This window comes from Bradyrhizobium sp. SK17 (genome assembly GCF_002831585.1).
Lineage (GTDB): Bacteria > Pseudomonadota > Alphaproteobacteria > Rhizobiales > Xanthobacteraceae > Bradyrhizobium.
Genome location: NZ_CP025113.1, coordinates 6,108,757 through 6,134,995 on the forward strand (window position 1 = coordinate 6,108,757; position 26,239 = coordinate 6,134,995).

The following is a 26,239-nucleotide window of genomic DNA, read 5'->3' on the forward strand; positions in this document are numbered from 1 at the left end:
CCGAAAATTACCCGCTGGACTATTTGTTACCCATGGGTAATATACGTCGCATCACGCAGAGTCAATGCGGCATCGGCTTCACGAGATGGACGAACATACCCCCTCTTCCAGCGCCTCCCCCTGGCTGCCGTTCGAGAGCCGGCGCCGTGCCCGCGACGAAAAGCGCGAGGCGGTGTTGCGCACGGCCGTCGCGCTGTTCCTGGAACAGGGCTATCACCGCGCCACACTGAACGAGGTCGCCAAGCGGCTCAACATCACCAAGCCGGCGCTCTACAACTACTTCCGCGGCAAGGACGAGATTCTCTACGAGTGCTGGTCGCTCGGCAACGAACTGGTCGACGAATGCATCGCCGAAACATCGGCGGGCAGCGGCAGCGGGCTTGCCAAGCTGCGCAAGCTGATCGTCCGCTATGCCGAGCTGATGACCGAGGACTACGGCAAGAGCCTGGTCCGCTTCGACATCCGCGATCTCAGCGAACACAATCGCAAGATCGTGCAGACCGCCAAGCGGCGGATCGACCGCGCCTTCCGCGACTATATCGCCGATGGCATCAAGGACGGTTCGGTGAAACAGTGCGACCCGAAGCTCTCGGCATTCGCGATTGCGGGTTCGCTGAACTGGATCGGGCACTGGTTTCAGCCCGGCGGCGAAATGACCGGACGCGCGGTCGCCGAGGAATTCGCAATCCGCCTCACCGAGGGGATTGCCACGACAACAACGCGCAAGACAGCGCAGAAGGCAGCCGTTCCGGCTGCAGAGAAGGCGGACAAACCGCCTCGCAACGGAAACGCACCAAGGGAGGATGAAGGTGAACATCACGCACGGACTGCGGCGCGCGCAGCAGGTCAATCCAAACGGGCTCGCAGTCGTCTGCGGTGAGCGACGCCGCAGCTGGCGCGAGGTCGGCGAACGGGTCGCCCGCCTCGCCGCCGGCATCCGCAGCCTGGGCGCCGAGACCGGCGACCGCGTCGCGATCCTGTCGCTGAACTCGGACCGCTATCTCGAGCTCTATCTGGCGGTCGGCTGGGCCGGCGCCGTGATCGTGCCGCTCAACATCCGCTGGTCGCCGATCGAGAACGAGGACGCGCTGCGCGACTGCCGCGCCACGATCCTGTTCGTCGACAAGGCGTTCGCAGCGGTCGGTACCACGCTGGCAAGCGCGATCCCCGGCCTCAAGCTGATCTATGCCGACGAGGGCGAAACGCCCGCCGGCATGGAGAATTACGAGACGCTGATCGCGCGTAGCGAACCTATTCCGGATGCGATGCGCACCCGCGACGATCTCGCCGGCATCTTCTACACCGGCGGCACCACCGGCCGCTCCAAGGGCGTGATGCTGAGCCACGGCAATCTGATGGCCAACGCGCTGAATGCGCTCGGCGAAGGCCTGTGGCCCAGCAGCACGATCTATCTGCATGCGGCGCCGATGTTCCACCTCGCCAACGGCGCGGCGATGTATTCGGTGCTGCTGTCCGGCGGATCCAACGTCGTGATCCAGAGCTTCACGCCCGATGGCGTCGCGGCCGCGGTGCAGAAGGAGCGCATCACCGACGTGCTGCTGGTGCCGACCATGATCCAGATGTTCGTCGATCATCCGACGCTCGGCAATTACGACCTGTCGTCGATGAAGCGGATCGCCTACGGCGCATCGGTCATCAGCGACGCGGTGCTGATGCGGGCCATGAAGGCCCTGCCGCATGTCGAATTCACCCAGGCCTACGGCATGACCGAGCTGTCGCCGATCGCGACGCTGCTGCACTGGAAGGAGCATATCGGCGACGGCCGCGCCAAGGGCCGGCATCGCGGCGCCGGCCGGGCGACGCTGGGTGCCGAAGTGAAGATCGTCGATGCCCTGGATCAGGTGGTCCCACTCGGCACCGTCGGCGAGATCGCGGTGCGCGGCGATATGGTGATGATGGGCTATTGGGAGCGGCCCGAAGAGACCGCGCGCGCCGTGATCGACGGCTGGATGCACACCGGCGACGGCGGCTACATGGATGCCGACGGCTTCGTCTACGTCGTCGACCGCGTCAAGGACATGATCATCTCCGGCGGCGAGAACGTCTATTCGGCCGAGGTCGAGAACGCCCTCGCCCAGCACCCCGCGGTGGCGCAATGCGCCGTGATCGGCATTCCGAGCGAGCGCTGGGGCGAGCAGGTCCACGCCGTCGTGGTGATGAAGAGCGGCGCCAGCCCCACAGCGGAAGAGCTGATTGAGCACTGCAAGGCGCTGATCGCCGGCTACAAATGCCCGCGCAGCGTCGACATCACCGCAACCCCGCTGCCGCTCTCCGGCGCCGGCAAGATCCTGAAGCGCGAGCTGCGCAAGCCATACTGGGAGAACCGCGAACGGCGGGTGAGCTGATCGCGGGATTGTAGGGCGGGTTCGCAAAGCGTGACCCGCCATTTCGCCGCACAAAGACGGCGGGTTACGCCTGCGGCTAACCCGCCCTACGCGGTGCATGCCGCTGCGCGGGCAGCGCCCGTTGACATCAGCGCACGCGGCCGGTTGGATCGATTCCAGATTCAATCGAGCGAGTTCCGATGTCCGCACCCGATACCAACGCCGACGGCAAGGGCCGCCGCCTGATGCACCGTCGCTCCGTCGAATGCCTCGGCTTTCTCCGCGACGACGGCCTGTGGGAGGTCGAGGCCCGCCTCGTCGACACCAAGCCCTATGCACGGCAGGACAAGCATCGCGGCCTACAGCAGCCCGACGATCCCGTGCACGACATCAGGCTGCGGCTCGCGGTCGACGACAGTTTCACGATCCGCGAGACCGGCACTACGATGGCCTCGACGCCCTACCCGTCCTGCCTCGACGTCGAAGGCATCTTGCAGCGCCTGGTCGGCGAGCGCATCGGCAAGGGCTGGCGCGAGTTGGTCCGCCACAAGATCGGCAAGCTCGAGACCTGCACTCACCTCGCCGAGCTGCTCGGACCGGCGGTGACGACGCTGTTTCAGACCGCGACCTCGGGCAAGGACCCGCAGGGCCGCGGTGCGCTCGATCACCAGCGCGACGTCAAGGAGCCGCCGTTCTTCGTCGGCGGCTGCTATTCGTGGCGGCTGGACGGGCCGGTCGTGGCCGAGACATTTCCGCAGTTTGCGAAAAAGCCGGCCGAGGCGAAGCAGGACTCCTGACACGATCGGCTTCAGCGCCAATCAGCCTTGCATCCGGATGGGTTGATCCGCCCCAAGAGGTCACGTAGTCGTCCACGATGACCGAACACGCGGCCGGCGCCGGGACGACACCCCTTCTCGATACCAAATCCATGTTGCCGGGGATCGCATGCGGACTCGGCGCGTCGCTTTGCTGGGCGCTCGGCTTCGTGGCGACCCGGCACGGCCTGAAAATCGGGTTCACGCCGGTGGACCTGCTGATGCACCGCTATCTGTGGTCGGGCATCGTGTTCGTCCCGCTGGTCCTGCGCGCCGGCCTCGGCGATCTCTGCGGCATCGGATGGGGCCGCGGCATGGCGCTGATGATGCTGGGCGGGCCGGTGATGTCGATCATCAGCTATGCGGGCTTCATGTTCGTACCGCTCGGGCACGGCAGCGTGATCCAGCCTTCCTGTGCGACACTCGGCGGGTTGTTTCTCGCGGTCGTCCTGCTCAAGGAAACGATTTCGCTCTCCCGGCTTGCCGGCGCCGTCGTCATCGTGTGCGGCCTTGCCGTGATCGGCAGCGAGTCGATCGGCCATATGGGACCGAGCGCGGTGATGGGCGATCTGATCTTCGTCCTCACCGGGCTGATGTTTGCAGGCTTCGCCACGCTGGTGCGCTACTGGCGTGTGTCGGCGTTCTCGGTCGCGACGGTCATCAGCGTGCTGTCGCTCGCGCTGTTTCCGCTCTATGCCGCATCGGGTGGTCTCGCTCGCGACGCGGCCATCGGCCTCGACGAGAATGCGCTACAGGCGATCGCCCAGGGCATCCTGGCCGGGCCCGCCGCGCTCTATATGTTCGCCCAGTCGATCCAGCGTCTCGGCGTTGCCCGCGCGGCGGTCTTTCCCGCGATCGTACCGGCGCTGACCCTGCTGTTGGGCTGGCTGCTGATCGGCGAGCCGCCGACCACGTTGCAGGCAGCGGGACTGGTCACCGTTCTGGCCGGCTTCTACCTCGCACAGCGGCAGAGCTAGGCCGTACTGCCGGCGTCGATGACCTGAACCGTGCCGGTGATGTTGCTACCACCCTCGCCGAGCAGGAATTCCGCCATCGCGGCCACATCGTCGGCCGTCGCCAGCCGGCGCAGCGCGCTGCGGCCGGCGATCCGCGCGCGGTCGTCGTCGCCCAGTCCCTTGGTGAGCTCGGTATCGATGAAACCGGGCGCGATCGCATTCACGGTGATGCCGAGCTGGCCAACCTCGCGCGCCAGCGACCGCGTGAAGCCGGTGGCGGCCGCCTTGCTCGCGCCGTAGACCGAGAGGCCCTTGTAGCCGGTCGCGGCCGCAATCGAGGACATGTTGATGATGCGGCCCGCGCCATCGGCCATCATCTGCCGCGCGACGTATTTGGTCAGGATGATCGGCGAGAGCACGTTGAGGCGGACCAGGGCTTCGATCTGGCTGTTGTGCATGGTCGCAAGCAGGCCCTCGGTCCCGATGCCGGCATTGTTGACCAGGCCGAAGATCGGACCGAACGCACGGCGCAGCTCCTGCACGAAGGCCGGAATCGCATCGACCTCGCTGAGATCGAACGCCCTGAAGCAGATTTCTCCGCCGCTGCCGGCCCCAGTTGCAATGGCGTCGTCGAGCTCCGCGCCGCGGCTGCGCGCCACCGCGATCACGCGATCGCCGCCGCGCGCCAGGCGGCGGGCGATGGCAAGTCCGATGCCGCGGCTTGCGCCGGTGACGAGGATGCTACGCATCGGCGCGCGCCAGCTTGCCGGCCGGCGTCACCGCCAGCGCGGGCACGAAGCGCAGGATGGCCGGCACCTTGTACGGCGCCAGCGCCGCGCGGCATGCAGTCAGGATGCCATCACGCATCGCGGCGTGGTCGCCGGCCTGCGAGCCATCCGCGAGCACGACGTCGGCCGCCGCGATTGCGCCGGTGATCGGGTTGCGCTGCGCCCGCGCCCGCGACATGCGCACACCCGGACAGGCATTGATCACGGCCTCGATCTCCTCGGGGTGCACCTTGTGGCCGCCGATATTGATGATGCCGCCGCGCCGGCCAACGAAATAGCAGCGGCCGTCGCGCACCTCGATCATGTCGCCGGTGTCGACGAAGCCGTCGGCATCGGTCAATGCCGCTTTGGCGCCGACATAGCCGGTCGCGACGCGGCCGGAGCGAATCCGCAGCGAGCCGTGCTCGATCTTCATGTCGACGCCGTCGCGGCCGCCGCCGAGCATCGCCTCGGGAAAACCCTCCAGACCGTCATTGACGGCAAAGCCGACCCCGGCCTCGGTCGAGGCGTAGGCATGGCCGACCGACGCCGCCGGAAATGCCTGCTTGAGCGCATCGAGGATCGCCTGATCCGCGATCTCGCCGGACAGGCGCACGTAGCGTGGTGCGAAACCACGCGCGGCACCGCTCATCAAGAGCTTGCGCCAATGCGTCGGCGTACCTGAGATGTGGGTGACGCCGCGCGCATTCAGGCGGGCGACCCAATCGACCATCTCCTCGCGCGGATCCGACAGCACCATGGAGCCGCCGCCGATCATGGCGCGCAGCAAGATCTGCAAGCCGCCGTAGCGACGGATGTCGTAGAAGGTCGCCCACACCGGCGATCCGGCCGCGACCGTATCGGCGACGATCGCACCGCTGAGGCCCGCGAGCGTATGACTGACGATCTTGGGTACGCCCGACGTGCCCGAGGTCAGCATCAGCCACTCCGTCGCGGCGGCTGCGTCGGCTGGCGGCCGTGACGGCTGCGGCTCGGCCAACATTGTGTATGTCGGGATATTGCTGCCGGCCCAGCGCGCGGGATCGTCCGACACCACGGCATCAATCGCGGCGGCCGTCACCAGCGCTGCGAGATGATCGGGGCTGACATCGGATGGCAGCAGCAACATCCGCCGTGCGACGCCGTCGAGCTCGGCCAGCGCGATGGCGGATTGCAGCTGCGTCGACAGATCGAGCAGCACCGAACGGCCGGCGAGCTCCACGAGCCCGCCAGCGAACCAGCTTTGCTCCGACATGCAGCTGAGCGACACGCGTGCCTCGGCGTCGGACATGGTCCGGCCCGCGGGCGCGGCGCCGAGCCAACTGCGCAAGGCCCGAAGCTCAGGCCGGGACATTCTCATACGCCCTGACGAAGTCGCCAATCGTGAGGGGGAACGACACCTCGTCCGACACCGTGAAAGGATCGCGCCCGGTCTCATCCTCGAGCCGCGCGACCAGAATCGCAAAGCCCAGGGAATCCAGGCCCGTAGCGTGCAGCGCCAGGTCGTCATTCAACGGCGGCAGCGTGACGTTCTGCTCCCGCGCAACCTGCTGCATCTCGGCAATGATCTTTAACCTTATCGACATCGGCCTTTTGCTTTCCGTGCCAGCTATGACAAGAAACATAGGCCGGCCCGCGACAATTTGCTGCGGCTCTGCCGGTCTTTTTGCAGGCCTTGGTAAATCGATGGCTAGCCCGCCGCCCCGCATCCGGGAAATCACGGAACAGGATCTCGACGCCGTCGGCGACCTGCTGACGCGGGGGTTCGTTTACAGATCGCGCGAGTACTGGATGCGCGGCCTGCTGCGCCAGGCGAAGCGCGAGATCCCACCGAATGCGCCGCGCTTCGGCTATCTGATGGAGCATGACGGCGAGGCCGTCGGCTGCCTGCTGCTGATCTGCACGCGCCGAACCATCAATGGCGCGATCGCGGACAGATGCAACGTCTCGAGCTGGTACGTTGACCCCGCATATCGCAACTTCGGCGCGCTGTTCGCCTCGATGGTGCAGAAGCGCAAGGACGTCACCTATTTCAACGTCACGCCGGTGCAGCCGACCTGGCCGATCCTCGAAGCGCAGGGCTACCGGCGCTATTGCAGCGGGCAATATTTCGCGTTGCCGTGGCTGTCGTGGCGCGGCGCCACGATGTCGGTCGCGCGGGTCGCCGGCGGCAGCACGCCGATCGAGGGCGTGAACAGCGAGGACACCGCGATGCTGCGGCGTCATGCCGACTACGGCAATCTGAGCCTGGTGTGCCGTGGCGGCGGCCGCGCGCGGCCGTTCATCTTCATGCCGTTGCGCAAGCGGCGCGGCTTCATCCCGATGCCCGCGATGCAGCTCGCTTATTGCCCGTCGATCGCCGACTTCACGGCCTGCGCCGCGGCGCTCGGACGCTATCTTCTGTTGCGCGGCAAGCCTGTCGTCATCCTCGATGCCAACGGCCCGCTGGCCGGAATTCCCGGCCGCTACAGTGAAGAGCAGGGCCGGAAGTATTTCAGGGGACCACAACAGCCCCAGCTCGGCGACCTCGCCGATACCGAGCTTGCGATCTACGGCCTCTAAAGCGCGATGAGATTGAGTTGAATCGTCATCGCGCTCGAGCTCCTTGTTTGAGCATGATCTCTTCGGAAAGCCGCTTCACACTTTTCCGGATCATGCTCTAAAGGCGCAACCTACCCGCGACGATGGCGGCAAAGCTTTCGGCATCGAGCCGGCGATAAGTCATGCCAGCGGCATCGCGGTAGAACAGGCGGTCGCCGACGGTCGCAGGATCGAAGCCATCGCGGACCAGCTCGCTGCGCTTCAGCTTGAACGTGTCGGTGAGGTCGAGGCGGTCGCGGATGCGGATCAGGACCGGCTGGGCATAGGGCGGCAACCGGCCGGCAAGATGCTGATGCAGCGCCGCGATGTCGAAGCGGTCGTCGATGGCAATCGCCGCCATTCCGGCGCGGCCGTCGGCACCCGGGATCATGACGCCGTAGCTGACGGCATCGACGATGCCAGGACAGGCGAGCAAGGCTGCATCGACCTCCGCCGTCGCGACGTTCTCGCCCTTCCAGCGGAAAGTGTCGCCGATCCGATCGACAAAATAGAAATAGCCGGCGCGGTCGAGCCGCATCAGGTCACCGGTCCGGAACCAGGCATCGCCGGGCGCGAACACATCGCGCAGGATCTTCCGCTCGGTGTCGGCTGCATCCGTGTAGCCCTCGAAGCGGCCGCCACGTTCTTCGCTGGCTCCGATGCGGCCAATCGCTTCGCCGGGCTCATCAGGCCCGCACAATTCGCACCATCCGTCAGCCGAGCGCAGCGGCGCGCCGTCGGCGCCGAGGCGGATGATCGCGGCTGGAAAACGATGCTTCAGGAACGGCGGGACGCGGCCGATGGCGCCCCGTTTGCCCTCGACATTGTAGAGCGAGAAATTGCCCTCGGTCGCGGCGTAGAATTCCAGGATTCGTGGAATGCCGAAGCGCGTCTCGACAGCCTCCCAGATGTCGCCGCGCAGGCCGTTGCCGCAGGCGAGCCGCAGCCGGTGCGCTCGCTCGGCGGCGGACGGCGGCGATTGCAGGAGATAGCGGCCGAGCTCGCCGATGTACTGGACAATGCTGCAATCCCAGCGCGCGATGTCCTGCCAGAACCGGCTGGCCGAGAACTTGTCCGCGATCACCACCGAGGCCCCCGCCGCCAGCATGCTGCAAGGCGCCACCACGCCACCGACGCTGTGACAGAGCGGCAGGCAGTCATACAGCCGGTCGGCGGCGGTCGCCTCCATCAGGCCCTCGAACCAGCGCGCCCATGTCAGCACACGCCGATGGCTGACATTGGCGGCCTTGGGCAGGCCCGTGGTGCCCGAGGTGAAGATCATCAGCGCGCGATCATCGAGCGTCACCACACGGCGTTCCGCCGGCGATAGCGGGCCGTCGTCATATCCGGCGACCGCGGTAGCGAGCCCGCCCGCCTCGCCGCCTTGCAGCAGAAGCTTCGGCAGGCGCGCAAGGTGCGGCACCGCGCGCTCGAATGCATCGCGCAGTTCGGCCGCGACGATCAGGTGCCCGGCACCTGACACATCGATGCAATGCGCGAGCGAGGCGCCGACCAGGTTGCTGTTGATCAGCGCGACCACCACGCCGGCGCGGCTGAGCCCGAGCCAGGCCGCGAGATAGTCCGGCCGGTTCGGCATCAGCAGGCCGACGCAATCGCCGGCCGCGATCCGTTCGGCCATCGCCCAGCGCGCATAGCGGCGGATCCGCCCGGCAAGCTCGCGATAATCGAGGCTCTCGCGGTCCGACAGCAGCGCCGGCTGCGCGGGACTGCGTGCGGCCCAGTCGTCGATCAGATCGGCAAGCAACCGATCGGGCGTCGCGTCGATCCGCGAGGTCAGCTCGATCGCCTTGAGCCAGAGCTTCGCGGCCGGCGTTGCCTTGCCGTCATTGTCGCCAGCTCGATTCGAAATGGTCATCATCAGATCAGGACCGCGTCATCCCATCGGCTATAGCCGCCCGCGTGCCCGCGAACGTTAACGGCGATGGTTAAGCCTGCGGACCACGCCCGCATCCCTCATCCTTGATTAACGGCCGGCGGCCGGATTGCGCCCCGCTTTCTTCGATCCAGGCCAAGCCGTCTTTACCACACCGTCGGGAACATGATGCGCCGCGGGCCAAGCGGCCGTATGTCCGAAGGGCGCAAAGGGAGAAACCCAGCATGATCGCCCGCAGAGCGTTCCTCTCGCTGTTCGGTACCGCCTGTCTCGCCACGACGGCCGGTCGCCATCCAGCCTTCGCCGAGGCCGCCTACCCGGCGCGGCCGGTGCGCTGGATCGTGCCCTATGCTGCCGGCGGCGCCACCGACGTGCTGTCGCGCCTGATCTGCCAGCGCCTGACCGAACGGCTCGGGCATCCCTTCGTGGTCGAGAACAAACCCGGCGCCGGCAGCAATATCGGCACCGAGGCCGTGATCACCTCGCCAGCGGACGGCTACACGTTGCTGCTGACCAGCACGGCGAATGCCATCAACGCCTCGTTCGATCCGACCATCCATTACGATTTCGGCAAGAGCATCGCGCCAGTGGCGGGGATCGCGCGGATCCCACTGGTGCTCGTGGTCAACAACGCCTTGCCGGTGCGCAATGTCGCCGAGTTCATCGCCTATGCGAAAGCCAACCCGGGCAAGCTCAGCACCGGATCGTCGGGCGTCGGGACCTCGCTGCACCTGTCCGGCGAGTTGTTCAAGGCGATGGCCGGCATCGATCTGGTCCACGTTCCCTACCGCGGCTCGGCGCCCGGACTGACCGACCTGATGTCCGGGCAGATCCAGGCCATGTTCGACAACGTCACCTCGTCGCTGGAGCTGATCCGCGCCGGCAAGATCCGCGCGCTCGGCGTGACGACGAAGGAGCGCTCGGCGACGCTGCCGGACGTGCCGCCGATATCGGACGTGTTGACCGGCTACGAGACCAGCTCGTTCTACGGCGTCGGCGCCCCCAGCGGCACGCCGACCGAGATCATCGATCTGCTCAACCGCGAGATCAATGCCGCACTCACCGATCCGGCGATCAAACAGCAGATCGGCCAGCTCGGCGCGCTGCCGATCATCGGCAACGCGGACGCCTTCGGCAACATGCTCACCGCCGAGACGGCGCGCTGGCGCAAGGTCGTCGCCCTGGCCGGACCGCGGACCCAGTGAACAGACGACAATCTCAGCCAAGTCCCGCCAGCTTGAGGCTCAGCGCCCGCAGCCGCTTGCGCGCCTCGGCATCATAGGCTTGCGCATGCGCGCGGGCCTCGCGCAGGCCGTCGAAGAACAGCCCGCTCCTTTCGGCGACGTCATCCCCCTGCACCAGCCGCAGGATCGCCTCGCCGCCCTGCTCCACGGTCGAGATCGGGGTGGCACCACTGGCGCGCACCATCGTGGTGTTCATGTAGGTCGCCGGATGCAGAGAATTGACGGTCACGCCGGAGCCCTGCAACTGCTCGGCGAGATCGATAGTGAACATGATCTGCGACAGCTTGCTCTGGGCATATGCGCGGCCGCCGCTGTAGTTCCTGGTGATCATCACGTCGGCGAAATCGATCGGGTGCTGGCCGAGCGAGGCGACATTGACGATGCGCGCGGGCGAGCTCGCCTTGAGCCGCGGCAGCAACAGATGCGCCAGCAAGAAGCCGGCGAGATAGTTGACGGCGAAGCGCAGCTCGTGACCGTCCTTGCTGGTCTGCCGCGCCGGCCCCTCGTTTTGCGAGCCGATGCCGGCGTTGCTGACCAGGACATCGAGACGATCCTGGTCGTCGAGCACCAGCTGGGCGAACTCGCGGACATCGGCAAGCGACGACAGGTCGGCCTGATAGAACATCGGCTCGCGGCCGCTGACGCGCTTGATCTCGTCGGCAAGCGTCTGTGCCCTCTGGGTGTCGCGGCCGTGGATCAAGACCCGGGCGCCGGCGGCCGCCAGCTTCATCGCCACATAGCGGCCGACGCCGTCGGTGGAACCGGTGATCAGCACGGTCTTGCCTGCCATATTCATCGAAAATCGCCTTTCGATCGTTCCGCCCAGCGCTGCCAGCAAAGATAAATCCCCGCTGCGGACTTTGCCATGGCGCCATCAACGCCAAAACGGCACCAAAATGACCCGGCCGGGCGCTCCTCGGTGCTCACCGGCGTACAGCCTGCGGCGCGGCCTGCGGTCGCGCGGCGCCGCGTCGCGCGTCAACATGCATGCGTTCTGGTATTGTTGACCGGAACGACGACAAGTCAGGATCGGAATGTCCTCGACCATTCCAGACCGGATCGCGCGGAAAACTCCCTCGCTGGAGCCTTTCGGCATGCTCCTGTTGTTCGCAGTGCTGTCAGCGCTGCCGATCGTCCTGACGCTTCGTTGGGTTGAGCCCGCACTCGTGCTGCCCGCGCTCAGCCTGCTGTTGTTCACCGAGGCAGCCATTGCCGCGATCGCGGCACGCGTGATCCGCGTGATCCGCGTGCGCACGAGCGTGGCACGTCTTACGTTGTGGGATTTTGCCGGGGCGTTCACCTTCATGGGATGCGCGGCGTCAATCCTCGGCGAGCCGGATCAGGCGGCGCTGTTCTTCGAGGAACAGGCCGCGCTACGACCCGTCTCGCGACCATAAATCCCAGGCCGGGCCCCTCTGGCAGCCACAAGCTGCGATGTCGGACTGGAACTCAGTTGGAGTGGCCCTGCTTCGACCCGCGACGTGAAACCGTCGCGGCGGATTTGCCGTCGGCATGACGGCAACAACCGGCTTCGTCGGAACGAGTCCACTCCCCGACCTCAAGGGGAACATGATTCATGTCCGAACTGCTTTCATTCGACGCCCTCAGCGCATTGCTGCAAGTCGTCGTCATCGACCTCGTGCTGGCCGGCGACAACGCCGTCGTGATCGGCCTTGCCGCGGCAGGCCTGCCCGAGAAGCAACGCGGCAAGGCGATCCTGATCGGCATCGGCGCCGCGACGCTGCTGCGCATCCTGTTCGCGCTGCTCACCACGCAATTGATGCAGATCGTCGGGCTGTTGCTCGCCGGCGGCATCCTCTTGCTGTGGGTATGCTGGAAGATGTGGCGCGAGTTGCGTGCCACGTCGCACGATCCCGCCACCGATATGGGCGCCGACGGTGCGGAAGGCCAGCGCAAGACGCTGTGGCAGGCCACCACCCAGATCATCGTCGCCGACGTCTCGATGTCGCTCGACAACGTGCTGGCGGTCGCGGGCGCGGCGCGCGAGCAGCCGATCGTGCTGATATTCGGCCTCGCGCTCTCGATCGCGATGATGGGCGCGGCGGCCACCTTCATCGCACGGCTGCTGCAAAACCACCGCTGGATCGCCTATGTCGGCCTCGCCGTGATCCTCTATGTCGCAATCGACATGACGATCCGCGGTGCATCCGAGATCGCCAAGGTCGCGCCGGTCTGACAATCGACAGCAAAACGGCGGGCCTTCCAGCCCGCTGTCCGCCCAATCGAATACGCGCTTGCGTCAGTGGATTTCCGACGAACGCTTCAGCGCGTCCTTCAGCTTCTCGAGGGTGAAATCCTTGGAGCGCGCGATCTCCAGGATCGGGGTCTCGCGGCGGCCGCAGAGCTCGGCGGCCTCGGGCAGCTTCGCCGCGATGTCGTAGGGGATCACGATCGCGCCGTGACTGTCGGCGTGGATCAGATCGTCGGAGCGCACCGTCATGCCGGCGACACGCACTTCGCCGCCGAAGCTCTCGGCGTGCACCCAGGCGTGCGACGGGCCGATCGAGCCGGCCAGCGCCTGGAAGCCCGGCGCCCATTGCGGGATATCGCGGATCGACCCGTCGGTGATGACGCCGAGGCAGCCGAGCGCCTTGTGGACGGCGCTCTGCACCTCGCCCCAGAACGCGCCGTAGCCGACGTCGGGCCCGTCGATGTCCTGGATGACCGAGATGCGCGGACCAAAGCCGGTGCCGACATACTCATAATAATCGATGCGGCGCTTCGACTGTTCCTCGGCCGACAGGCCGGACTTCAGCACCGACCGGATCGCGACCGTACGCGCATAGCCGACGATCGGCGGCAAGGTCGGGAACGGGCAGACCAGCGGCTTCACCGTGTAGCCAATCAGGCGGCGCTCCGGCGCGACGATCTCCATCGCGTTGCAGATCGTCGGCGTGTCATAGCGCGCCAACGCTTCAAGAACGGAGGCAGGAAGCGGGGCGGAAGCGGATGTCGTCACGGCGTTTCTCTCCTGATTTGGGCGTTCGCTGAGCCGTTTCAGCCTATAGCCGAGATCGGAAGCGAACCCAACCAAGGCCCGCTCATGGCTGATATTTGGGAAGTGCGAACAAGCTCTCACCGTCATCCTGACGAGCGCGCAGCGCGTCTCGAAGGATGCACGGCCACCGGCGGGGCCGTCGACCCTTCGAGACGCGCGTTCCGCGCTCCTCAGGGTGACGGATTACACAGGAGCCTCAGTGCAGATGCGTCGGACGGTCGTCGTGGTCCGTATCCGTGACCGGCGCCGCGTAGGGCGTGGCGGCCGCCGCCGGTACCCCGGCGCCTTGGCTCTGCGCGGCGAGCTTGCGCTCCTGGTCGCGATAGGACTTCCAGCCCCACGGCAGGCTGATCAGGTAGGCCACCGAACCGGCCGACAGGATGTGCCAGGGGTAGCCGATCAGCAGCGCGACAAAGAACACCACGGCGACGAACACCGGCAACACCATCTCCGGCGGCACGCGCATCTTCACGGTCTTGCCGGAGAACACCGGCAGCCGCGACACCATCAGGAAGGCGATCAGGAGCGTGTAGAACGCCGTCAGCGTCGCCGGCGGCATCGGCACGCCGAGGAAGGCGAGGTAGATCGGCAGCAGCACGGTGATCGCGCCGGCCGGTGCCGGCACGCCGGTGAAATAATTGGCGGCGAACGCCGGCTTGTTGGGATCGTCGATCGAGGCGTTGAAGCGCGCCAGCCGCAGGCCGCCGGAGATCGCAAACACCATCGCCGCGATCCAGCCGCCATTGTTGAGCTCATGCAGCTGCCAGAAATACAGGATCAGGCCCGGCGCGACGCCGAAATTGACGAAGTCAGCGAGGCTGTCGAGCTCGGCGCCGAATTTCGACTGGCCTTTGATCATGCGGGCGACCCGCCCGTCGATGCCGTCCAGGATCGCCGCGAACACGATGGCGGCGACCGCAAGCTCCATCCGCCCTTCCGTCGACAGGCGGATCGCGGTGAGGCCGGCGCAGATCGCCAGCAGCGTGATCATGTTCGGCACCAGCATCCGCACCGGGATCGGGCGGAACCGGCGGCGGCGCAGCTCGCTGGAATTGTTATCGAATGGCGTCATGGCTCGATCAATATAGCAAGCAGGGTCCGGCTCCGCCATCGGCGCGGGAACCGGCTGATCGGCCTGCCCGAACAGAGTTAATCGGCGCGATAGGTGCGGCCGGGATCGGCGTTGCGGAAATCCGCCAGGATGGTCTCGCCGGCGACCGCGGTCTGGCCTTCGGAAACCAGCGCCTTGGTGCCATCGGGGAGGTAGACGTCGAGCCGCGAGCCGAACCGGATCAGGCCGAAGCGCTCGCCGGCGCCGATCGACTGCCCTTCCTTGACGAAGCAGACGATGCGGCGCGCCACCAGGCCTGCGATCTGGACCACACCGATGCGGCCGTTGGCAGTCGAGATGACCAGCGAATTGCGTTCATTGTCCTCGCTCGCCTTGTCGAGCTCGGCATTGATGAAAGCACCGGGGCGATAGGCGATGCGGTCGATGCGGCCGGCCACCGGGCTGCGGTTCACATGGCAGTTGAACACGCTCATGAACACCGAGATGCGCGGCAGCGGCTGGTCGCCAAGACCGAGTTCGGCCGGCGGCAGCGCCTGCACCACCATGGAGACCCGGCCATCGGCCGGCGACACCAGGATGCCGTCGCGCAGCGGCGTCACGCGCACCGGATCGCGGAAGAACAATGCGCACCAGACCGTGAGCAGCGTTCCGATCCACCCCAGCGGGGTCCAGATCCAGAACAGGATCAGGCTCGCCAGCGCGAAACCACCGATGAAGGGATACCCCTCCGGGTGGATCGGCGGGATCTGCGCGCGGATGGAATTGGCGATCGACATCAGAGCTCGCTTGCGTTTCCCCGCCCCGTTTGGCGGGAGAGGCCCTAGATCGACTATTCCGCGGCGGTCGGCAAGGGTTTCTCACCCGCGTCAGGGGTGGAATCCTCCGACGATTCAGTGACCACCGGCGGCAGGCGATTCGGCGCCGTGCCGTCGTCATCGACCTGGGCCAGCCGTTCACGGGCCTCCTCGGCCTCGCGCTGCCGGTTCCACATGCTGGCATAGAGGCCGCCGGCGGCCAAAAGCCGCGCGTGGGTGCCGCGTTCGGCGATCCGCCCCTGGTCCAGCACGATGATCTCGTCGGCGCCGACGATGGTCGACAACCGGTGCGCGATCACCAGCGAGGTGCGGTTGCGCGACACCCGCTCCAGCGCGCCCTGGATTTCGGCCTCGGTGTGACTGTCGAGCGCCGATGTCGCCTCGTCCAGAACCAGGATCGGCGGCGCCTTCAGCACCGTGCGCGCGATCGCGACGCGTTGCTTCTCGCCGCCGGACAATTTCAGGCCACGTTCGCCGACCTGGGTTTCGTAGCCCTGCGGCGACATCCGGATGAAGCCGTCGATCTGCGCCAGCCGCGCCGCCTCCTCCACCTCGTCGTCGCCGGCGTCCCAGCGGCCATAACGGATGTTGTAGCGGATGGTGTCGTTGAACAGCACGGTGTCCTGCGGCACCATGCCGATCGCCGAACGCAGCGAGGCCTGGGTCACGGTCTTGATGTCCTGGCCGTCGATCAGGATGCGGCCGCTCGACACGTCATAGAGCCGGAACAGCAGCCGCGAGATCGTCGACTTGCCGGCGCCGGATGGACCGACGATCGCGACCGTCTTGCCGGCCGGCACCTCGAAGCTCAGGCCTTTCAGGATAGGCCGATCGGATTCGTAAGAAAAACGTACATCATCGAACCGCACGCTGCCGGCGGATACCACGAGCGGCCTGGCGCCCGGCATGTCCTTCACTTCGGGATCGCGCGCCAGCACATCGAACATCTTCTCGATATCGATGATCGCCTGCTTGATCTCGCGATAGACCATGCCCATGAAATTCAGCGGCTGGTAGAGCTGGATCATCATGGAATTGATCAGCACGAAATCGCCGACGGTGTGGGTGCCGTTGCGGATGCCGAACGCGCACATCAGCATGGTCGCGGTCAGCCCCGCGGTGAAGATCACCGCCTGCCCGGTGTTGAGCACGGCGAGCGAGGTGTAAGTCTTCACGCTGGCCTGCTCGTAGCGTTCCATCGAGCGGTCGTAGCGCCGCGCCTCGCGCTCCTCGGCGCCGAAATACTTCACCGTCTCGTAATTGAGCAGCGAGTCGATCGCCTTGGTGTTCGCTTCGGTGTCGGAATCGTTCATCTTGCGGCGGATCTCGATCCGCCACTCGGTCGCGACGTAGGTGTAGTACATGAACACGACGACGGTGAGCAGCACCGCCAGCACGTAGCGCCAGTCGAACTGCCACAGCAGCACGCCCGCCAGCAGCGTGACCTCGACGATGGTCGGGATCAGTTGCAGGATCACCATCCGCACGATGGTCTCGATCCCGGAGCGGCCGCGCTCCAGCACGCGGGTCAGGCCGCCGGTCTTGCGCTCGAGATGGAAGCGCAGCGACAGCTCGTGCATGTGCACGAAGGTGATGTAGGCGAGCCGGCGCACCGCGTGCATCGCAACGCGGGCAAAGATGCCGTCGCGCCACTGCGTCAGCACCGCCATGATGACGCGCACAGCGCCATAGCTGATCGTCATCAACACCGGCGAGGCGATCAGCCACAGCACCCAGTTCGACGGTTCGACCGGCGCCGAGCCCGCGCCGTTCAGCGCATCGATCGCCCATTTGAAGGTGAACGGCACCGACAGCGTCGCAAGCTTGGCGAACAGCAGCAGCACCACCGACCAGATCACGCGCATCTTCAGATCGGCGCGATCGCCCGGCCAAATATACGGCCACAGATGAACGAGCGTGCCGAGCAGCGTGCCTTTCTCGGCGGCCGGAATCGTGGCCGTGGGCTGCGCGGCGCCGGTCACGGTCTGTTGCGGCGGCACCATCAGGAGCCCGCTCTCGCCGCCGTGGCGCGCCGGTGCGCTGCCACATCTTTTCCACGATTTGCCATTGTGCCCGTCATATAGATCGTTTGAATGCGGCGTACAGGCTTATGACGAAAATTGTTCGCGATTCGCGGGAATTTACGGGATTTTTTGGCCTTCAATCCCCATATGCCAGTCTTGACCCTGTTTACGCTGCAGTGCCACAAGGATCGTATGAACCAAATCAAGACTGTCTGTGTTTATTGCGGCTCCGGCCCCGGTAACAATCCCCGCTTCGTTGAAGCTGCCATCGCACTCGGCAAGAGCCTTGCCGACAACAACGTGCGCCTGGTCTATGGCGGCGGCTCGATCGGCCTGATGGGCGCGGTCGCCAAATCCACCCTCGACCATGGCGGCTCGGTCACCGGCATCATCCCGGAATTCCTGCGCGCGCGCGAGAACGCGCTGACCTCGGTTCAGGAGATGATCGTCACACCCGACATGCACGAGCGCAAACGGCTGATGTTCGAGCGCTCGGACGCGTTCGTGGCACTGCCCGGCGGCATCGGGACCTTGGAGGAACTGGTCGAGCAATTGACCTGGCAGCAGCTCGGCCGTCACCACAAGCCGATCCTGCTCGCCAACATCGACAATTTCTGGGAGCCCCTGCTCTCGCTGCTGAACCACATGCGCGCGACTGAATTCATCCGCGCGACGCTGCCGATCAACGTGCTGATGGCCGATCGCGTCGACGAGATCCTGCCGCGGCTGCGTTCGGCGGTGGCCGGAACACCGGCAGCCGCCAAGGAACTGGCGCCCGAAGTGGCGCGGCGGCTGTAGCCGAAGGCCTCGTGGCCCTCTCCCCGTCATGCTGAGGAGCGCGGAACGCGCGTCTCGAAGCATGCGCGGCCCCGCTGGTGGCCGTGCATCCTTCGAGGCTCGCAAGATCTCGCACCTCAGGATGACGGGTTGAGACGAGCGCTTGCCGACTAGATCTACTCACTCGGAAACGTCACCGCTTCGATCCGGTTGCCATCGGGATCAAGAACGAACGCCGCGTAGTAGCGGACACGATCGTGCGGGCGGAGACCCGGCGCGCCATCGGAGCGGCCGCCGGAGGCAAGTGCGGCAGCGTGGAACGCAACGACCTCGGCGGTGGTTTTCGCCCGCAGGCAGATGTGCGTGCCGCTCTCATGGGGTACCGGCGTCATCGACACGCGCAGGTTGATCCAGAATTCGGGATAGGCCTTGCCGAAGCCGATCGTCGCCGGCCGCGTGACGAGACGGGCGAGGCCAAGCGCGGCCAGCGCAGGTTCATAGAACCGCGCCGCGCGGTCGAGATCGCGGACGCCGACGGAGACGTGGTCGATCATTGTGCCCTCCTTCCGCATGCGTAGCCCGGATGAGCGAAGCGACATCCGGGAGCGACAATCCCGCATATCGCTTCGCTCATGCGGGCTACAATCTCACGCCGGCGCGCCAGACTTCACCAGCTTGTAGACCAACGAATCCATCAGCGCCTGGAACGAGGCATCGATGATGTTGGGCGACACGCCGACCGTGGTCCAGTTGTCCCCGGTCTCGTCCTCGCTCTCGATCAGCACGCGCGTCACCGCCTCGGAGCCGCCATTGAGGATACGGACGCGGTAGTCGATCAGCTTCAGGCCATCGATGTATTTCTGGTATTTGCCGAGGTCCTTGCGCAGCGCCACGTCGAGTGCATTGACCGGACCGTTGCCTTCGGCGGCCGAGATCAGCCGCTCGCCGGCGACATCGACCTTCACCACCGCAAGCGCAACGGTGACGCGCTGGCCGTTGGCGTTGTAGCGCTGCTCGACATTGACGTCGAACTGCTCGACCGTGAAATATTCCGGCACCTTGCCGAGCGTACGGCGCGCCAGCAGGTCGAATGACGCGTTGGCGGATTCATAGGCAAAGCCCGCGGCCTCGCGCTCCTTCAACTCCTCGACGAGGCGCGTCAGCCGCGGATCGCTCTTGTCATAGACGATGCCGGCGCGATCGAGTTCGGCCATCACGTTGGAGCGACCGGCCTGGTCGGAGACCAGCACCTTGCGGTGGTTGCCGACCAGTTCCGGCAGCACGTGCTCGTAGGTCTGCGGATCCTTCATCACGGCCGAGGCGTGGATGCCGGTCTTGGTGACGAACGCGCTCTCGCCGACATAGGCGGCATGGCGGTTGGGCGCGCGGTTCAGCATGTCATCGAGCGTACGTGACACCTTCATCAGCGTCGCCATCTTCTCGGTGGTGACACCGATCTCGAACCTGTCGGCGAACTCGCCCTTCAGCTTCAGGGTCGGGATCAGCGAGCAGAGATTGGCGTTGCCGCAGCGCTCGCCGAGGCCGTTCAGCGTACCCTGGATCTGCCGCGCGCCGGCACGCACCGCGGCGAGCGAATTGGCGACCGCCTGCTCGGTGTCGTTATGGGCATGGATGCCGACATGATCGCCGGGAACGTGCTTGATCACGTCAGCGACGATGCTCTCGACCTCATGCGGCATGGTGCCGCCATTGGTGTCGCACAGCACCACCCAGCGCGCGCCGGACTCGTAGGCCGCCATCGCGCAGGCCAGCGCGTAGTCGCGGTCCTCCTTGTAGCCGTCGAAGAAATGCTCGCAGTCGACCATCACCTCGCGGCCCTGCGCCCTGGCCGCCGCGACACTGTCGCGGATCGAGGCGAGGTTCTCCGCGTTGGTGGTCTCAAGCGCGACCCGGACCTGGTAGGCCGATGATTTGGCGACGAAGCAGATCACGTCGGCCTTGGCTTCGAGGATGCCGGCAAGCCCCGGATCGTTCGAGGCCGAGCGGCCCGGCCGCCGCGTCATGCCGAACGCGGTGAAGCGCGCATGCTCAAAGGCCGGCTTCCGGCTGAAGAACTCGGTGTCCGTCGGATTGGCGCCGGGATAGCCGCCCTCGACATAGTCGATGCCGAGCCCATCGAGCATGCCGGCGATCACCTGCTTGTCCTGCAACGTGAAGTCGACGCCATTGGTCTGCGCACCGTCGCGCAGCGTGGTGTCGAACAGATAGAGGCGTTCGCGGCTCATGCATGGCCTCCCGGCGCGGCCACGCCGTCGAGCGTCTTCTGCATCGTGGTGTTGGCGAGCCATTCGTCGCCGATAGTGACCGAATTGCGCTGCTGCGCGACATAGCCGCGCTTGCGGAAGAATTCGAGCGCGGTGTCGCTGGCATCGACCTTCAGGGTCTTGGTGCCGCGGGCGCTGGCGATCTTCTCCAGCGCATCGCACAGCGCGGCACCGACGCCCTGCCCGACCGCGCTCGGATGCACGTAGAGCATGTCGACGTAATCCGTGCCCTTCAGCGAGGCGAAGCCGACCGGGGCGCCCTGCAAGGTCGCAATCAGCGTCAGCTGGCCGGCGAGCTTCTTGCCGAAGGCCTGCTCGTCGTCGGCAGCCGCCGCCCAGGCTTCCTGCTGCGCTTCGCTGTAGTCGTCGCCGGTCAGGTCCATGATCGAGGCCGCGAAGATCGCCGCCAGCAGCGGCGCGTCGTCAGGCAGATAGGGGCGCAATGCGGGTGCGGAGCGGCTCATCGCGCGACCTCCCAGGTGGTCACCGGTTTGCCGTCGGCGTCCTTGCCATCCTTGATCGCGACGCCCATCGCGGCGAGCTGATCGCGGATGCGGTCCGACTCCTTGAAGTCCTTCCGCGCGCGCGCCGCGGTACGCTCGGCGAGCAGCGCCTCGACGGCCGCCGCATCGACGCCGCTTGCCTGCCGCTTGCGGCCCTCCCAGGCGGCCGCGCTCTCTGACAGGAAACCGAGCAGCCGCAGCGAGCCGGCGAATTCCCTGCGGCTTTGCTCGCTGCTCGACGATGCGCTGCGCAGGCCGTGCAGCACCGCCATCGCTTGCGCCGTGTTGAGGTCGTCGTAGAGCGCCTCGACCATGGCTTGCGACGGCGCGCCGGGCTCGGCATCGGCCGCAACCGCGTACCAATCGTCGAGCGTCTTCGCGCTCTCCTCGGCGCTCTTCAGCGTCCAGTCGAGCGGCGAACGATAATGCGTCTTGAGCATGCTGAGGCGCAGCACCTCGCCGGGCCAGTCGGCCAGCAGATCGCGAATCGTGAAGAAGTTGCCGAGCGATTTCGACATCTTCTCGCTCTCGATCTGCAAGAAGCCGTTGTGCATCCAGACATTGGCCATGCGGTCGGTGTGGAACGCGCAGCAGGTCTGCGCGAGCTCGTTCTCATGGTGCGGGAACACCAGATCGATGCCGCCGCCATGGATGTCGAACTTCTCGCCGAGATGCTTCCAGGCCATCGCCGAGCACTCGATGTGCCAGCCGGGCCGGCCCTCGACCGCGATTCCTGCGGGTGACGGCCAGGACGGCTCGCCGGGCTTCGACGGCTTCCACAGCACGAAGTCGGTGTTGTCGCGCTTGTAGGGCGCGACGTCGACACGAGCGCCGGCAATCATCTCGTCGAGCGAGCGCTTCGACAGCGAACCATAGCGCGGCAGCACCGAATTGGCCGCGTTCATCGCCTGCGGCGAGAACAGCACGTGATCCTCGGCGACATAGGCGAAGCCGCCGGCGACCAGCTTTTCGATGATCGCGCGCATCTCCGGAATGTGCTCGGTCGCCCGCGGCTGCACCGTCGGGGCCAAGCAGCCGAGCGCCGTGACGTCGTCCTGGTACTGCCGATAGGTCAGCTCGGTGACCTTGCGGATCGCCTCGTTCAGCGGCACGCCGGGATAGTCCCGCGCTGCGCGGACGTTGATCTTGTCGTCGACGTCGGTGATGTTACGGACATAGGTCACGTGACCGGCGCCATAGCGATGGCGCAGCACGCGGAACAGCACGTCGAAGACGATGGCCGCGCGGCCGTTGCCGATATGCGCGAAGTCGTAGACCGTCGGTCCGCAGGCATACATGCGGACGTTGTTGGCATCGAGCGGCACGAGGGGCCGCTTCTCCCGGGTCAACGTGTCGTAAAGGCGCAAATCCATGGATCACCTGTTCCTCGCGGCGAGGCGTCCAGTGATTCTCAGGCGATTGAGAAAAGACGGCCTCAGCCAGCGAATCGCTAGCTCATAATCTCGCGGCAAATGCTGCAGATGGCGAGGTGGCCGTTCATGGTTCCACCATGTCTCATGGCCCCCGCATCGCGTCAAGGGCCTGTTTTCGCTCCCTTTCGGCCATCGCGCGGGGCCAGAAATCACGGCAACGCCTTCATGGTTAATCATTATTAAGGAATTGGGCGTATCCGGTGAACCGAAGATTCCTCGCCCCTTTTCATTGGTGCACCATGCGGCCGATTTCAGCACTGATTGCCTGCACGTTCCTGCTGCTCCCCGCGGCCGCGCTGGCCGACAGCCGCGTCTTCATCATCGCCAACCAGGCCGACGGCTATGGCATCGACGAGTGCCTGGCGCGCGGCGACCGCTGCGGCGCGTCCGCGGCCCGCGCCTATTGTCGGTCACGCGATTTTGCGCAGGCCACCAACTACCGCCGCGTCGATCCCGACGAGATCACCGGTGCGGTTCCGCACGCCGCGCACGCCAAATGCACCGGCAATGGCTGCGACGAATACGTCGCGATCACCTGCCAGCGCTGAAGCCAAGCCGCTGGAGCAGCGGGGTTCTTGCCACACCGGCGCCCCGGAAACGACGTGACGCTGCCCCGAGAAACGGCTATTGCAGACCGCCTTTGCAGGTGGTCCTGCCGCGCGCTTCGGCATGGATCGCCGCGCGGCGTCGTTTGAATGGCTGGATATGCCCGATACCTCCAATTTCCGCTTCTCCCGTTGGCTTTTGACGTGTGCCGTGCTGGCCGGCATCGCGCTGCCCGCCACTGGCGCGCTTGCGCAGGTGCCCCCGGGACCGCCCGGCCCGGTCCCGCAAGGCGCCCCGCAGGCCAATCCGATGTGCAGCCGGCTGGAGGGCCAGCTGGCGGCGATCGACCGTGGCGGCGGCGGTGGTGATCCGGCCAAGGACGAGCAGATCCGCCGCTATCAGGATGCGGCAACCCGCCAGCAGGGGGAGCTCGATCGCGTGACGGCGCAGGCCCGCCGCATGGGCTGCGACAGCTCCGGGTTTTTCTCGCTCTTTAATAACAACTCGGCGCAGTGCGGACCGGTCAACAACCAGATCCAGCAGATGCGCGCCAATCTCGACCAGATGACCGCCAGTCTCGAGCGGCTGCGCACCGGCGGGCTCGGCGGAGCCGACCGCGAGAACCAGCGCCGCTCGGTCCTGACCGCGCTCGCGCAGAACAATTGCGGCCCGCAATACGCCGCCGCCGCGCGCGGCCCCGGCAACTTCCTCGAGAACCTGTTCGGCGGCGGCGGTGGCGGCAATCCGAACAATCCGCTGCCCCCGCCAGATGCGCAATATGGCGGGCCGTCGGGCACCTTCCGCACCGTCTGCGTCCGCACCTGCGATGGCGCCTACTTCCCGATCTCGTTCGCGACCTCGCAGGCACGCTTTGCCGCCGACGAGCAGGTCTGCAAGGCGCAGTGCCCGGCCGCCGAGGCCAGCCTGTTCGCCTATCGCAATCCCGGCGAGGACATCAACCAGGCGGTCTCGATCAGCGGCCAGTCCTACTCGTCGCTGCCGAACGCGTTCAAGTACCGCACCGAGTTCAATCCGTCCTGCTCGTGCAAGCCGGCCGGCCAGAGCTGGGCGGAGGCGCTGAAGGCGGTCGACGACCCCGCAACCGCTGCGCAGCAGGGCGACATCATCGTCACCGAGGAGAGCGCGCGTAAGATGCAACAGCGCGCCCAGAGCAAGGCCGCCGGCAAGAAGGGGGCGCCCGCAACGGCGCAGCAGCCCGCGGCTGCCGATGCCGGCGCGCCGGCTGCGGCGTCGAGCGACGGCCAGATCCGCTCGGTCGGCCCGACCTTCATCCAGCAGAAGAAGCAGTAAAGCCTGCTCCGTCTGGTTTGAGCATCGCCGCGCAGAGGCCGACGCGTCCGCCGGGGTGCCCTACCCTTCGAATGCTTCGGCCGACGCGCGTGAGCCGCGCGTCACGAGCTTGTCGTCCGGCTCCGGCAAGGCCTTGCCGAAATCGCGGAAGCGGTTGGTGATCGGATAGCGGCGGTCGCGGCCGAAATTCTTCCGCGTCACCTTGACGCCCGGTGCGGCCTGCCGCCGCTTGTATTCGGCGATGTTGAGCAAGCGGTCGACGCGGGTCACCACGTCGCGGTCGAAGCCGGCGGCGATGATCGAGGCCAGCGGCTCCTCGCGTTCCACCAGCCGCTCCAGGATCGCATCCAGCACGTCGTAGGGCGGCAGCGAATCCTGGTCGGTCTGGTTCTCGCGCAATTCGGCGGTCGGCGGCCGGATGATGATGTTGACCGGGATCACCTCGCCCGACGGCCCGAGCGCGCCGTCCGGTTTCCAGGCATTGCGCAGGCTCGACAGGCGGAACACCTCGGTCTTGTAGATGTCCTTGATCGGGTTGAAGCCGCCATTCATGTCGCCGTACAGCGTGGCGTAGCCAACCGACATTTCCGACTTGTTGCCGGTGGTCACCACCATGGCGCCGGTCTTGTTGGAGATCGCCATCAACAGCGTGCCGCGGGCGCGCGCCTGCAAATTCTCCTCGGTGATGTCGCGTTCCAGCCCTTCGAACACCGGCGCCAGGATCTTCTCGAAGCCGTTGACGGCGTCCGCGATCGGCAGGATTTCGTAACGGATGCCGAGCTCTTTCGCGAGCTTGGCCGCATCGTCGAGCGACACCTGTGCGGTGTAGCGGAACGGCAGCATCACGCCGCGCACCTTGTCGGCCCCGAGCGCATCGACCGCGATCGCCGCGCACAGCGCCGAGTCGATGCCGCCGGAAACGCCGAGCAGCACCCCCGGAAAGCCGTTCTTGCGGACATAGTCGCGCAGGCCGAGCACGCAGGCCGCATAGTCGGCCTTGTCGCCCTCGAGCTGCGTCATGATCGGGCCGGAGCAGCGCCAGCCATCCGCGGTCTTGCGCCAGACCAGCGTGGTCACGTTCTCCTCGAACGCCGGCAACTGTGCCGCGACCGAGAGATCGGCATTCAGCGCGAACGACGCGCCGTCGAAGATCAGCTCGTCCTGGCCGCCAATCTCGTTCAAATAGATCAGCGGCAGCCCGCTCTCGGTGACCCGCGCCACCACGATCGACAGCCGGAGATCGGCCTTGTCGCGGGCATAGGGCGAGCCGTTCGGCACCACCAGGATTTCGGCGCCGGTCTCGGCGAGACATTCGACGACGTTCTCGTATTCCTCTGACTCTTCGAGCCAGATGTCCTCGCAGATCGGCACGCCGATGCGCACGCCGCGCACCGTCACCGGGCCCGGCGCCGGGCCGCGGGCGAACAGCCGCTTCTCGTCGAACACGCCGTAATTCGGCAGATTGGCCTTGAAGCGCAACGCGGCGATGCGGCCGCCGTCGAGCAGCGCGCAGGCATTGTAAAGCTTGCCGTCATCGACCCAGGGCGTGCCGATCAGCATGGCCGGCCCGCCATCGGCGGTCTCACGCGCCAGTTCCTCGATCGCGGCGCGGCAGGCCGACTGGAACGCCGGCTTGAGCACCAGGTCCTCCGGCGGATAGCCGGCGATGAACAGCTCCGAGAGCACGACGAGATCGGCGCCGTCGGCTTTCGCCTTGTCGCGCGCGAGGCGCGCCTTCGCGGCGTTGCCGGCGACGTCACCGACCGTCGGGTTGAGTTGCGCCAGGGTGATCTTGATCTGTTGTTCGCTCATACCGTTATGTTGTCCCGCACAAGAGCAAACTTCAATCTGCT

The 26,239-nt window shown here is 66.3% G+C and carries 25 protein-coding genes; 11 read left to right on the forward strand and 14 right to left on the reverse strand.

Translation table 11 applies throughout. The annotated features are described in order from the left end of the window. Positions 1 to 85 precede the first annotated feature (85 nt). The 4 genes from CWS35_RS28300 (at position 86) to CWS35_RS28315 (ending at position 4,137) form a co-directional block, all read left to right on the forward strand. Positions 86 to 880, forward strand: coding sequence for a TetR/AcrR family transcriptional regulator (locus tag CWS35_RS28300; RefSeq protein ID WP_029879354.1), 795 nt, complete (start codon positions 86 to 88; stop codon positions 878 to 880). Beyond that, on the forward strand, positions 810 to 2,366 hold the full coding sequence (locus CWS35_RS28305) for a long-chain fatty acid--CoA ligase (protein WP_100956731.1): 1,557 nt from the start codon (positions 810 to 812) through the stop codon (positions 2,364 to 2,366). Before CWS35_RS28300 ends, CWS35_RS28305 begins: the two co-directional genes overlap by 71 nt. Positions 2,367 to 2,545: 179 nt before the next feature. Further along, positions 2,546 to 3,142 carry a DUF2889 domain-containing protein gene (locus CWS35_RS28310; protein WP_024582258.1) on the forward strand — a complete coding sequence of 199 codons (597 nt, stop codon included), beginning with the start codon at positions 2,546 to 2,548 and terminating at the stop codon, positions 3,140 to 3,142. A 131-nt stretch (positions 3,143 to 3,273) separates the two neighbouring features. Continuing rightward, on the forward strand, positions 3,274 to 4,137 hold the full coding sequence (locus tag CWS35_RS28315) for a DMT family transporter (protein ID WP_245438708.1): 864 nt from the start codon (positions 3,274 to 3,276) through the stop codon (positions 4,135 to 4,137). Here the strand turns inward: CWS35_RS28315 and CWS35_RS28320 are convergent. The 3 genes from CWS35_RS28320 to CWS35_RS28330 are packed head-to-tail and all read right to left on the reverse strand — an operon-like array spanning position 4,134 to position 6,469. Then, positions 4,134 to 4,865: an SDR family NAD(P)-dependent oxidoreductase gene (locus CWS35_RS28320; RefSeq protein WP_100954948.1), complete on the reverse strand. Its 732-nt coding sequence runs from the start codon at positions 4,863 to 4,865 to the stop codon at positions 4,134 to 4,136. The genes CWS35_RS28315 and CWS35_RS28320 overlap by 4 nt on opposite strands. Next, positions 4,858 to 6,237 (reverse strand): class I adenylate-forming enzyme family protein, encoded by a 1,380-nt coding sequence (locus CWS35_RS28325; RefSeq protein ID WP_100954949.1) that lies wholly within the window; start codon positions 6,235 to 6,237, stop codon positions 4,858 to 4,860. Before CWS35_RS28325 ends, CWS35_RS28320 begins: the two co-directional genes overlap by 8 nt. Next, positions 6,224 to 6,469, reverse strand: coding sequence for a phosphopantetheine-binding protein (locus tag CWS35_RS28330; RefSeq protein ID WP_024582262.1), 246 nt, complete (start codon positions 6,467 to 6,469; stop codon positions 6,224 to 6,226). Before CWS35_RS28330 ends, CWS35_RS28325 begins: the two co-directional genes overlap by 14 nt. Before the next feature lie 100 nt (positions 6,470 to 6,569). On the opposite strand from CWS35_RS28330, the gene CWS35_RS28335 reads away from it, so the two are divergent. Then, positions 6,570 to 7,445: a GNAT family N-acetyltransferase gene (locus CWS35_RS28335; RefSeq protein ID WP_100954950.1), complete on the forward strand. Its 876-nt coding sequence runs from the start codon at positions 6,570 to 6,572 to the stop codon at positions 7,443 to 7,445. 97 nt (positions 7,446 to 7,542) lie between these two features. Here CWS35_RS28335 and CWS35_RS28340 read toward each other — a convergent pair whose 3' ends face one another. After that, positions 7,543 to 9,339 carry a long-chain-acyl-CoA synthetase gene (locus CWS35_RS28340; protein WP_100956733.1) on the reverse strand — a complete coding sequence of 599 codons (1,797 nt, stop codon included), beginning with the start codon at positions 9,337 to 9,339 and terminating at the stop codon, positions 7,543 to 7,545. Between the two features lie 242 nt (positions 9,340 to 9,581). Between CWS35_RS28340 and CWS35_RS28345 the strand changes: the two genes are divergently transcribed. After that, the gene (locus tag CWS35_RS28345; RefSeq protein WP_100954951.1) at positions 9,582 to 10,562 is read left to right on the forward strand and encodes a tripartite tricarboxylate transporter substrate binding protein; all 981 of its coding nucleotides are present in this window, start codon (positions 9,582 to 9,584) and stop codon (positions 10,560 to 10,562) included. Between the two features lie 13 nt (positions 10,563 to 10,575). Here CWS35_RS28345 and CWS35_RS28350 read toward each other — a convergent pair whose 3' ends face one another. Next, a complete protein-coding gene (locus CWS35_RS28350) occupies positions 10,576 to 11,397 on the reverse strand; it encodes an SDR family NAD(P)-dependent oxidoreductase (protein WP_024582266.1) in 822 nt (273 codons plus the stop codon). A gap of 298 nt (positions 11,398 to 11,695) precedes the next feature. Between CWS35_RS28350 and CWS35_RS28355 the strand changes: the two genes are divergently transcribed. Together CWS35_RS28355 and CWS35_RS28360 are read left to right on the forward strand one after the other, a co-directional pair. Continuing rightward, on the forward strand, positions 11,696 to 11,998 hold the full coding sequence (locus tag CWS35_RS28355) for a hypothetical protein (protein ID WP_168226385.1): 303 nt from the start codon (positions 11,696 to 11,698) through the stop codon (positions 11,996 to 11,998). Positions 11,999 to 12,177: 179 nt separating this feature from the next. Then, positions 12,178 to 12,798, forward strand: coding sequence for a TerC family protein (locus tag CWS35_RS28360; RefSeq protein WP_100954953.1), 621 nt, complete (start codon positions 12,178 to 12,180; stop codon positions 12,796 to 12,798). A 63-nt stretch (positions 12,799 to 12,861) separates the two neighbouring features. Here the strand turns inward: CWS35_RS28360 and CWS35_RS28365 are convergent, their stop codons facing one another. From CWS35_RS28365 to CWS35_RS28380, 4 genes are all read right to left on the reverse strand, one after another. Next, the gene (locus CWS35_RS28365; protein WP_024582269.1) at positions 12,862 to 13,581 is read right to left on the reverse strand and encodes an RraA family protein; all 720 of its coding nucleotides are present in this window, start codon (positions 13,579 to 13,581) and stop codon (positions 12,862 to 12,864) included. 235 nt (positions 13,582 to 13,816) lie between these two features. Next, positions 13,817 to 14,692 (reverse strand): CDP-diacylglycerol--serine O-phosphatidyltransferase, encoded by an 876-nt coding sequence (gene pssA / locus CWS35_RS28370; RefSeq protein ID WP_100954954.1) that lies wholly within the window; start codon positions 14,690 to 14,692, stop codon positions 13,817 to 13,819. Positions 14,693 to 14,769: 77 nt separating this feature from the next. Continuing rightward, positions 14,770 to 15,468, reverse strand: a complete 699-nt coding sequence (locus CWS35_RS28375; RefSeq protein WP_100954955.1) for a phosphatidylserine decarboxylase — start codon at positions 15,466 to 15,468, stop codon at positions 14,770 to 14,772. A 53-nt stretch (positions 15,469 to 15,521) separates the two neighbouring features. Continuing rightward, positions 15,522 to 17,510 (reverse strand): ABC transporter ATP-binding protein/permease, encoded by a 1,989-nt coding sequence (locus tag CWS35_RS28380; RefSeq protein ID WP_245438710.1) that lies wholly within the window; start codon positions 17,508 to 17,510, stop codon positions 15,522 to 15,524. 213 nt (positions 17,511 to 17,723) lie between these two features. Between CWS35_RS28380 and CWS35_RS28385 the strand changes: the two genes are divergently transcribed. Then, the gene (locus CWS35_RS28385) at positions 17,724 to 18,329 is read left to right on the forward strand and encodes a TIGR00730 family Rossman fold protein (RefSeq protein ID WP_024582273.1); all 606 of its coding nucleotides are present in this window, start codon (positions 17,724 to 17,726) and stop codon (positions 18,327 to 18,329) included. 155 nt (positions 18,330 to 18,484) lie between these two features. Here CWS35_RS28385 and CWS35_RS28390 read toward each other — a convergent pair whose 3' ends face one another. From CWS35_RS28390 to cysS, 4 genes are all read right to left on the reverse strand, one after another. Next, positions 18,485 to 18,862, reverse strand: a complete 378-nt coding sequence (locus CWS35_RS28390; RefSeq protein WP_100954956.1) for a VOC family protein — start codon at positions 18,860 to 18,862, stop codon at positions 18,485 to 18,487. 93 nt (positions 18,863 to 18,955) lie between these two features. After that, positions 18,956 to 20,554, reverse strand: a complete 1,599-nt coding sequence (cimA, locus tag CWS35_RS28395) for a citramalate synthase (protein WP_100954957.1) — start codon at positions 20,552 to 20,554, stop codon at positions 18,956 to 18,958. Beyond that, on the reverse strand, positions 20,551 to 21,057 hold the full coding sequence (locus CWS35_RS28400; RefSeq protein ID WP_024582276.1) for a GNAT family N-acetyltransferase: 507 nt from the start codon (positions 21,055 to 21,057) through the stop codon (positions 20,551 to 20,553). Before CWS35_RS28400 ends, cimA begins: the two co-directional genes overlap by 4 nt. Beyond that, the gene (gene cysS, locus CWS35_RS28405; RefSeq protein WP_024582277.1) at positions 21,054 to 22,469 is read right to left on the reverse strand and encodes a cysteine--tRNA ligase; all 1,416 of its coding nucleotides are present in this window, start codon (positions 22,467 to 22,469) and stop codon (positions 21,054 to 21,056) included. Before cysS ends, CWS35_RS28400 begins: the two co-directional genes overlap by 4 nt. 299 nt (positions 22,470 to 22,768) lie before the next feature. On the opposite strand from cysS, the gene CWS35_RS28410 reads away from it, so the two are divergent. Beyond that, on the forward strand, positions 22,769 to 23,077 hold the full coding sequence (locus tag CWS35_RS28410; RefSeq protein WP_024582278.1) for a hypothetical protein: 309 nt from the start codon (positions 22,769 to 22,771) through the stop codon (positions 23,075 to 23,077). A 157-nt stretch (positions 23,078 to 23,234) separates the two neighbouring features. Further along, positions 23,235 to 24,386 (forward strand): DUF2865 domain-containing protein, encoded by a 1,152-nt coding sequence (locus CWS35_RS28415; RefSeq protein WP_024582279.1) that lies wholly within the window; start codon positions 23,235 to 23,237, stop codon positions 24,384 to 24,386. Between the two features lie 60 nt (positions 24,387 to 24,446). Here CWS35_RS28415 and CWS35_RS28420 read toward each other — a convergent pair whose 3' ends face one another. Next, entirely contained in the window at positions 24,447 to 26,198 is a 1,752-nt protein-coding gene (locus CWS35_RS28420) for an NAD+ synthase (RefSeq protein ID WP_024582280.1), read from the reverse strand. Positions 26,199 to 26,239: the final 41 nt, after the last annotated feature.

Coding starts and splice junctions, on each gene's coding strand:
- CWS35_RS28300 (WP_029879354.1), top strand. CDS start 86: ATGGACGAACATACCCCCTCTTCCAGCGCCTCCCCCTGGCTGCCGTTC.
- CWS35_RS28310 (WP_024582258.1), top strand. CDS start 2,546: ATGTCCGCACCCGATACCAACGCCGACGGCAAGGGCCGCCGCCTGATG.
- CWS35_RS28315 (WP_245438708.1), top strand. CDS start 3,274: ATGTTGCCGGGGATCGCATGCGGACTCGGCGCGTCGCTTTGCTGGGCG.
- CWS35_RS28320 (WP_100954948.1), bottom strand. CDS start 4,865: ATGCGTAGCATCCTCGTCACCGGCGCAAGCCGCGGCATCGGACTTGCC.
- CWS35_RS28325 (WP_100954949.1), bottom strand. CDS start 6,237: ATGTCCCGGCCTGAGCTTCGGGCCTTGCGCAGTTGGCTCGGCGCCGCG.
- CWS35_RS28330 (WP_024582262.1), bottom strand. CDS start 6,469: ATGTCGATAAGGTTAAAGATCATTGCCGAGATGCAGCAGGTTGCGCGG.
- CWS35_RS28335 (WP_100954950.1), top strand. CDS start 6,570: ATGGCTAGCCCGCCGCCCCGCATCCGGGAAATCACGGAACAGGATCTC.
- CWS35_RS28340 (WP_100956733.1), bottom strand. CDS start 9,339: ATGACCATTTCGAATCGAGCTGGCGACAATGACGGCAAGGCAACGCCG.
- CWS35_RS28345 (WP_100954951.1), top strand. CDS start 9,582: ATGATCGCCCGCAGAGCGTTCCTCTCGCTGTTCGGTACCGCCTGTCTC.
- CWS35_RS28350 (WP_024582266.1), bottom strand. CDS start 11,397: ATGAATATGGCAGGCAAGACCGTGCTGATCACCGGTTCCACCGACGGC.
- CWS35_RS28355 (WP_168226385.1), top strand. CDS start 11,696: ATGCTCCTGTTGTTCGCAGTGCTGTCAGCGCTGCCGATCGTCCTGACG.
- CWS35_RS28360 (WP_100954953.1), top strand. CDS start 12,178: ATGTCCGAACTGCTTTCATTCGACGCCCTCAGCGCATTGCTGCAAGTC.
- pssA (WP_100954954.1), bottom strand. CDS start 14,692: ATGACGCCATTCGATAACAATTCCAGCGAGCTGCGCCGCCGCCGGTTC.
- CWS35_RS28375 (WP_100954955.1), bottom strand. CDS start 15,468: ATGTCGATCGCCAATTCCATCCGCGCGCAGATCCCGCCGATCCACCCG.
- CWS35_RS28380 (WP_245438710.1), bottom strand. CDS start 17,510: ATGGTGCCGCCGCAACAGACCGTGACCGGCGCCGCGCAGCCCACGGCC.
- CWS35_RS28385 (WP_024582273.1), top strand. CDS start 17,724: ATGAACCAAATCAAGACTGTCTGTGTTTATTGCGGCTCCGGCCCCGGT.
- CWS35_RS28390 (WP_100954956.1), bottom strand. CDS start 18,862: ATGATCGACCACGTCTCCGTCGGCGTCCGCGATCTCGACCGCGCGGCG.
- cimA (WP_100954957.1), bottom strand. CDS start 20,554: ATGAGCCGCGAACGCCTCTATCTGTTCGACACCACGCTGCGCGACGGT.
- CWS35_RS28400 (WP_024582276.1), bottom strand. CDS start 21,057: ATGAGCCGCTCCGCACCCGCATTGCGCCCCTATCTGCCTGACGACGCG.
- cysS (WP_024582277.1), bottom strand. CDS start 22,469: ATGGATTTGCGCCTTTACGACACGTTGACCCGGGAGAAGCGGCCCCTC.
- CWS35_RS28410 (WP_024582278.1), top strand. CDS start 22,769: ATGCGGCCGATTTCAGCACTGATTGCCTGCACGTTCCTGCTGCTCCCC.
- CWS35_RS28415 (WP_024582279.1), top strand. CDS start 23,235: ATGCCCGATACCTCCAATTTCCGCTTCTCCCGTTGGCTTTTGACGTGT.
- CWS35_RS28420 (WP_024582280.1), bottom strand. CDS start 26,198: ATGAGCGAACAACAGATCAAGATCACCCTGGCGCAACTCAACCCGACG.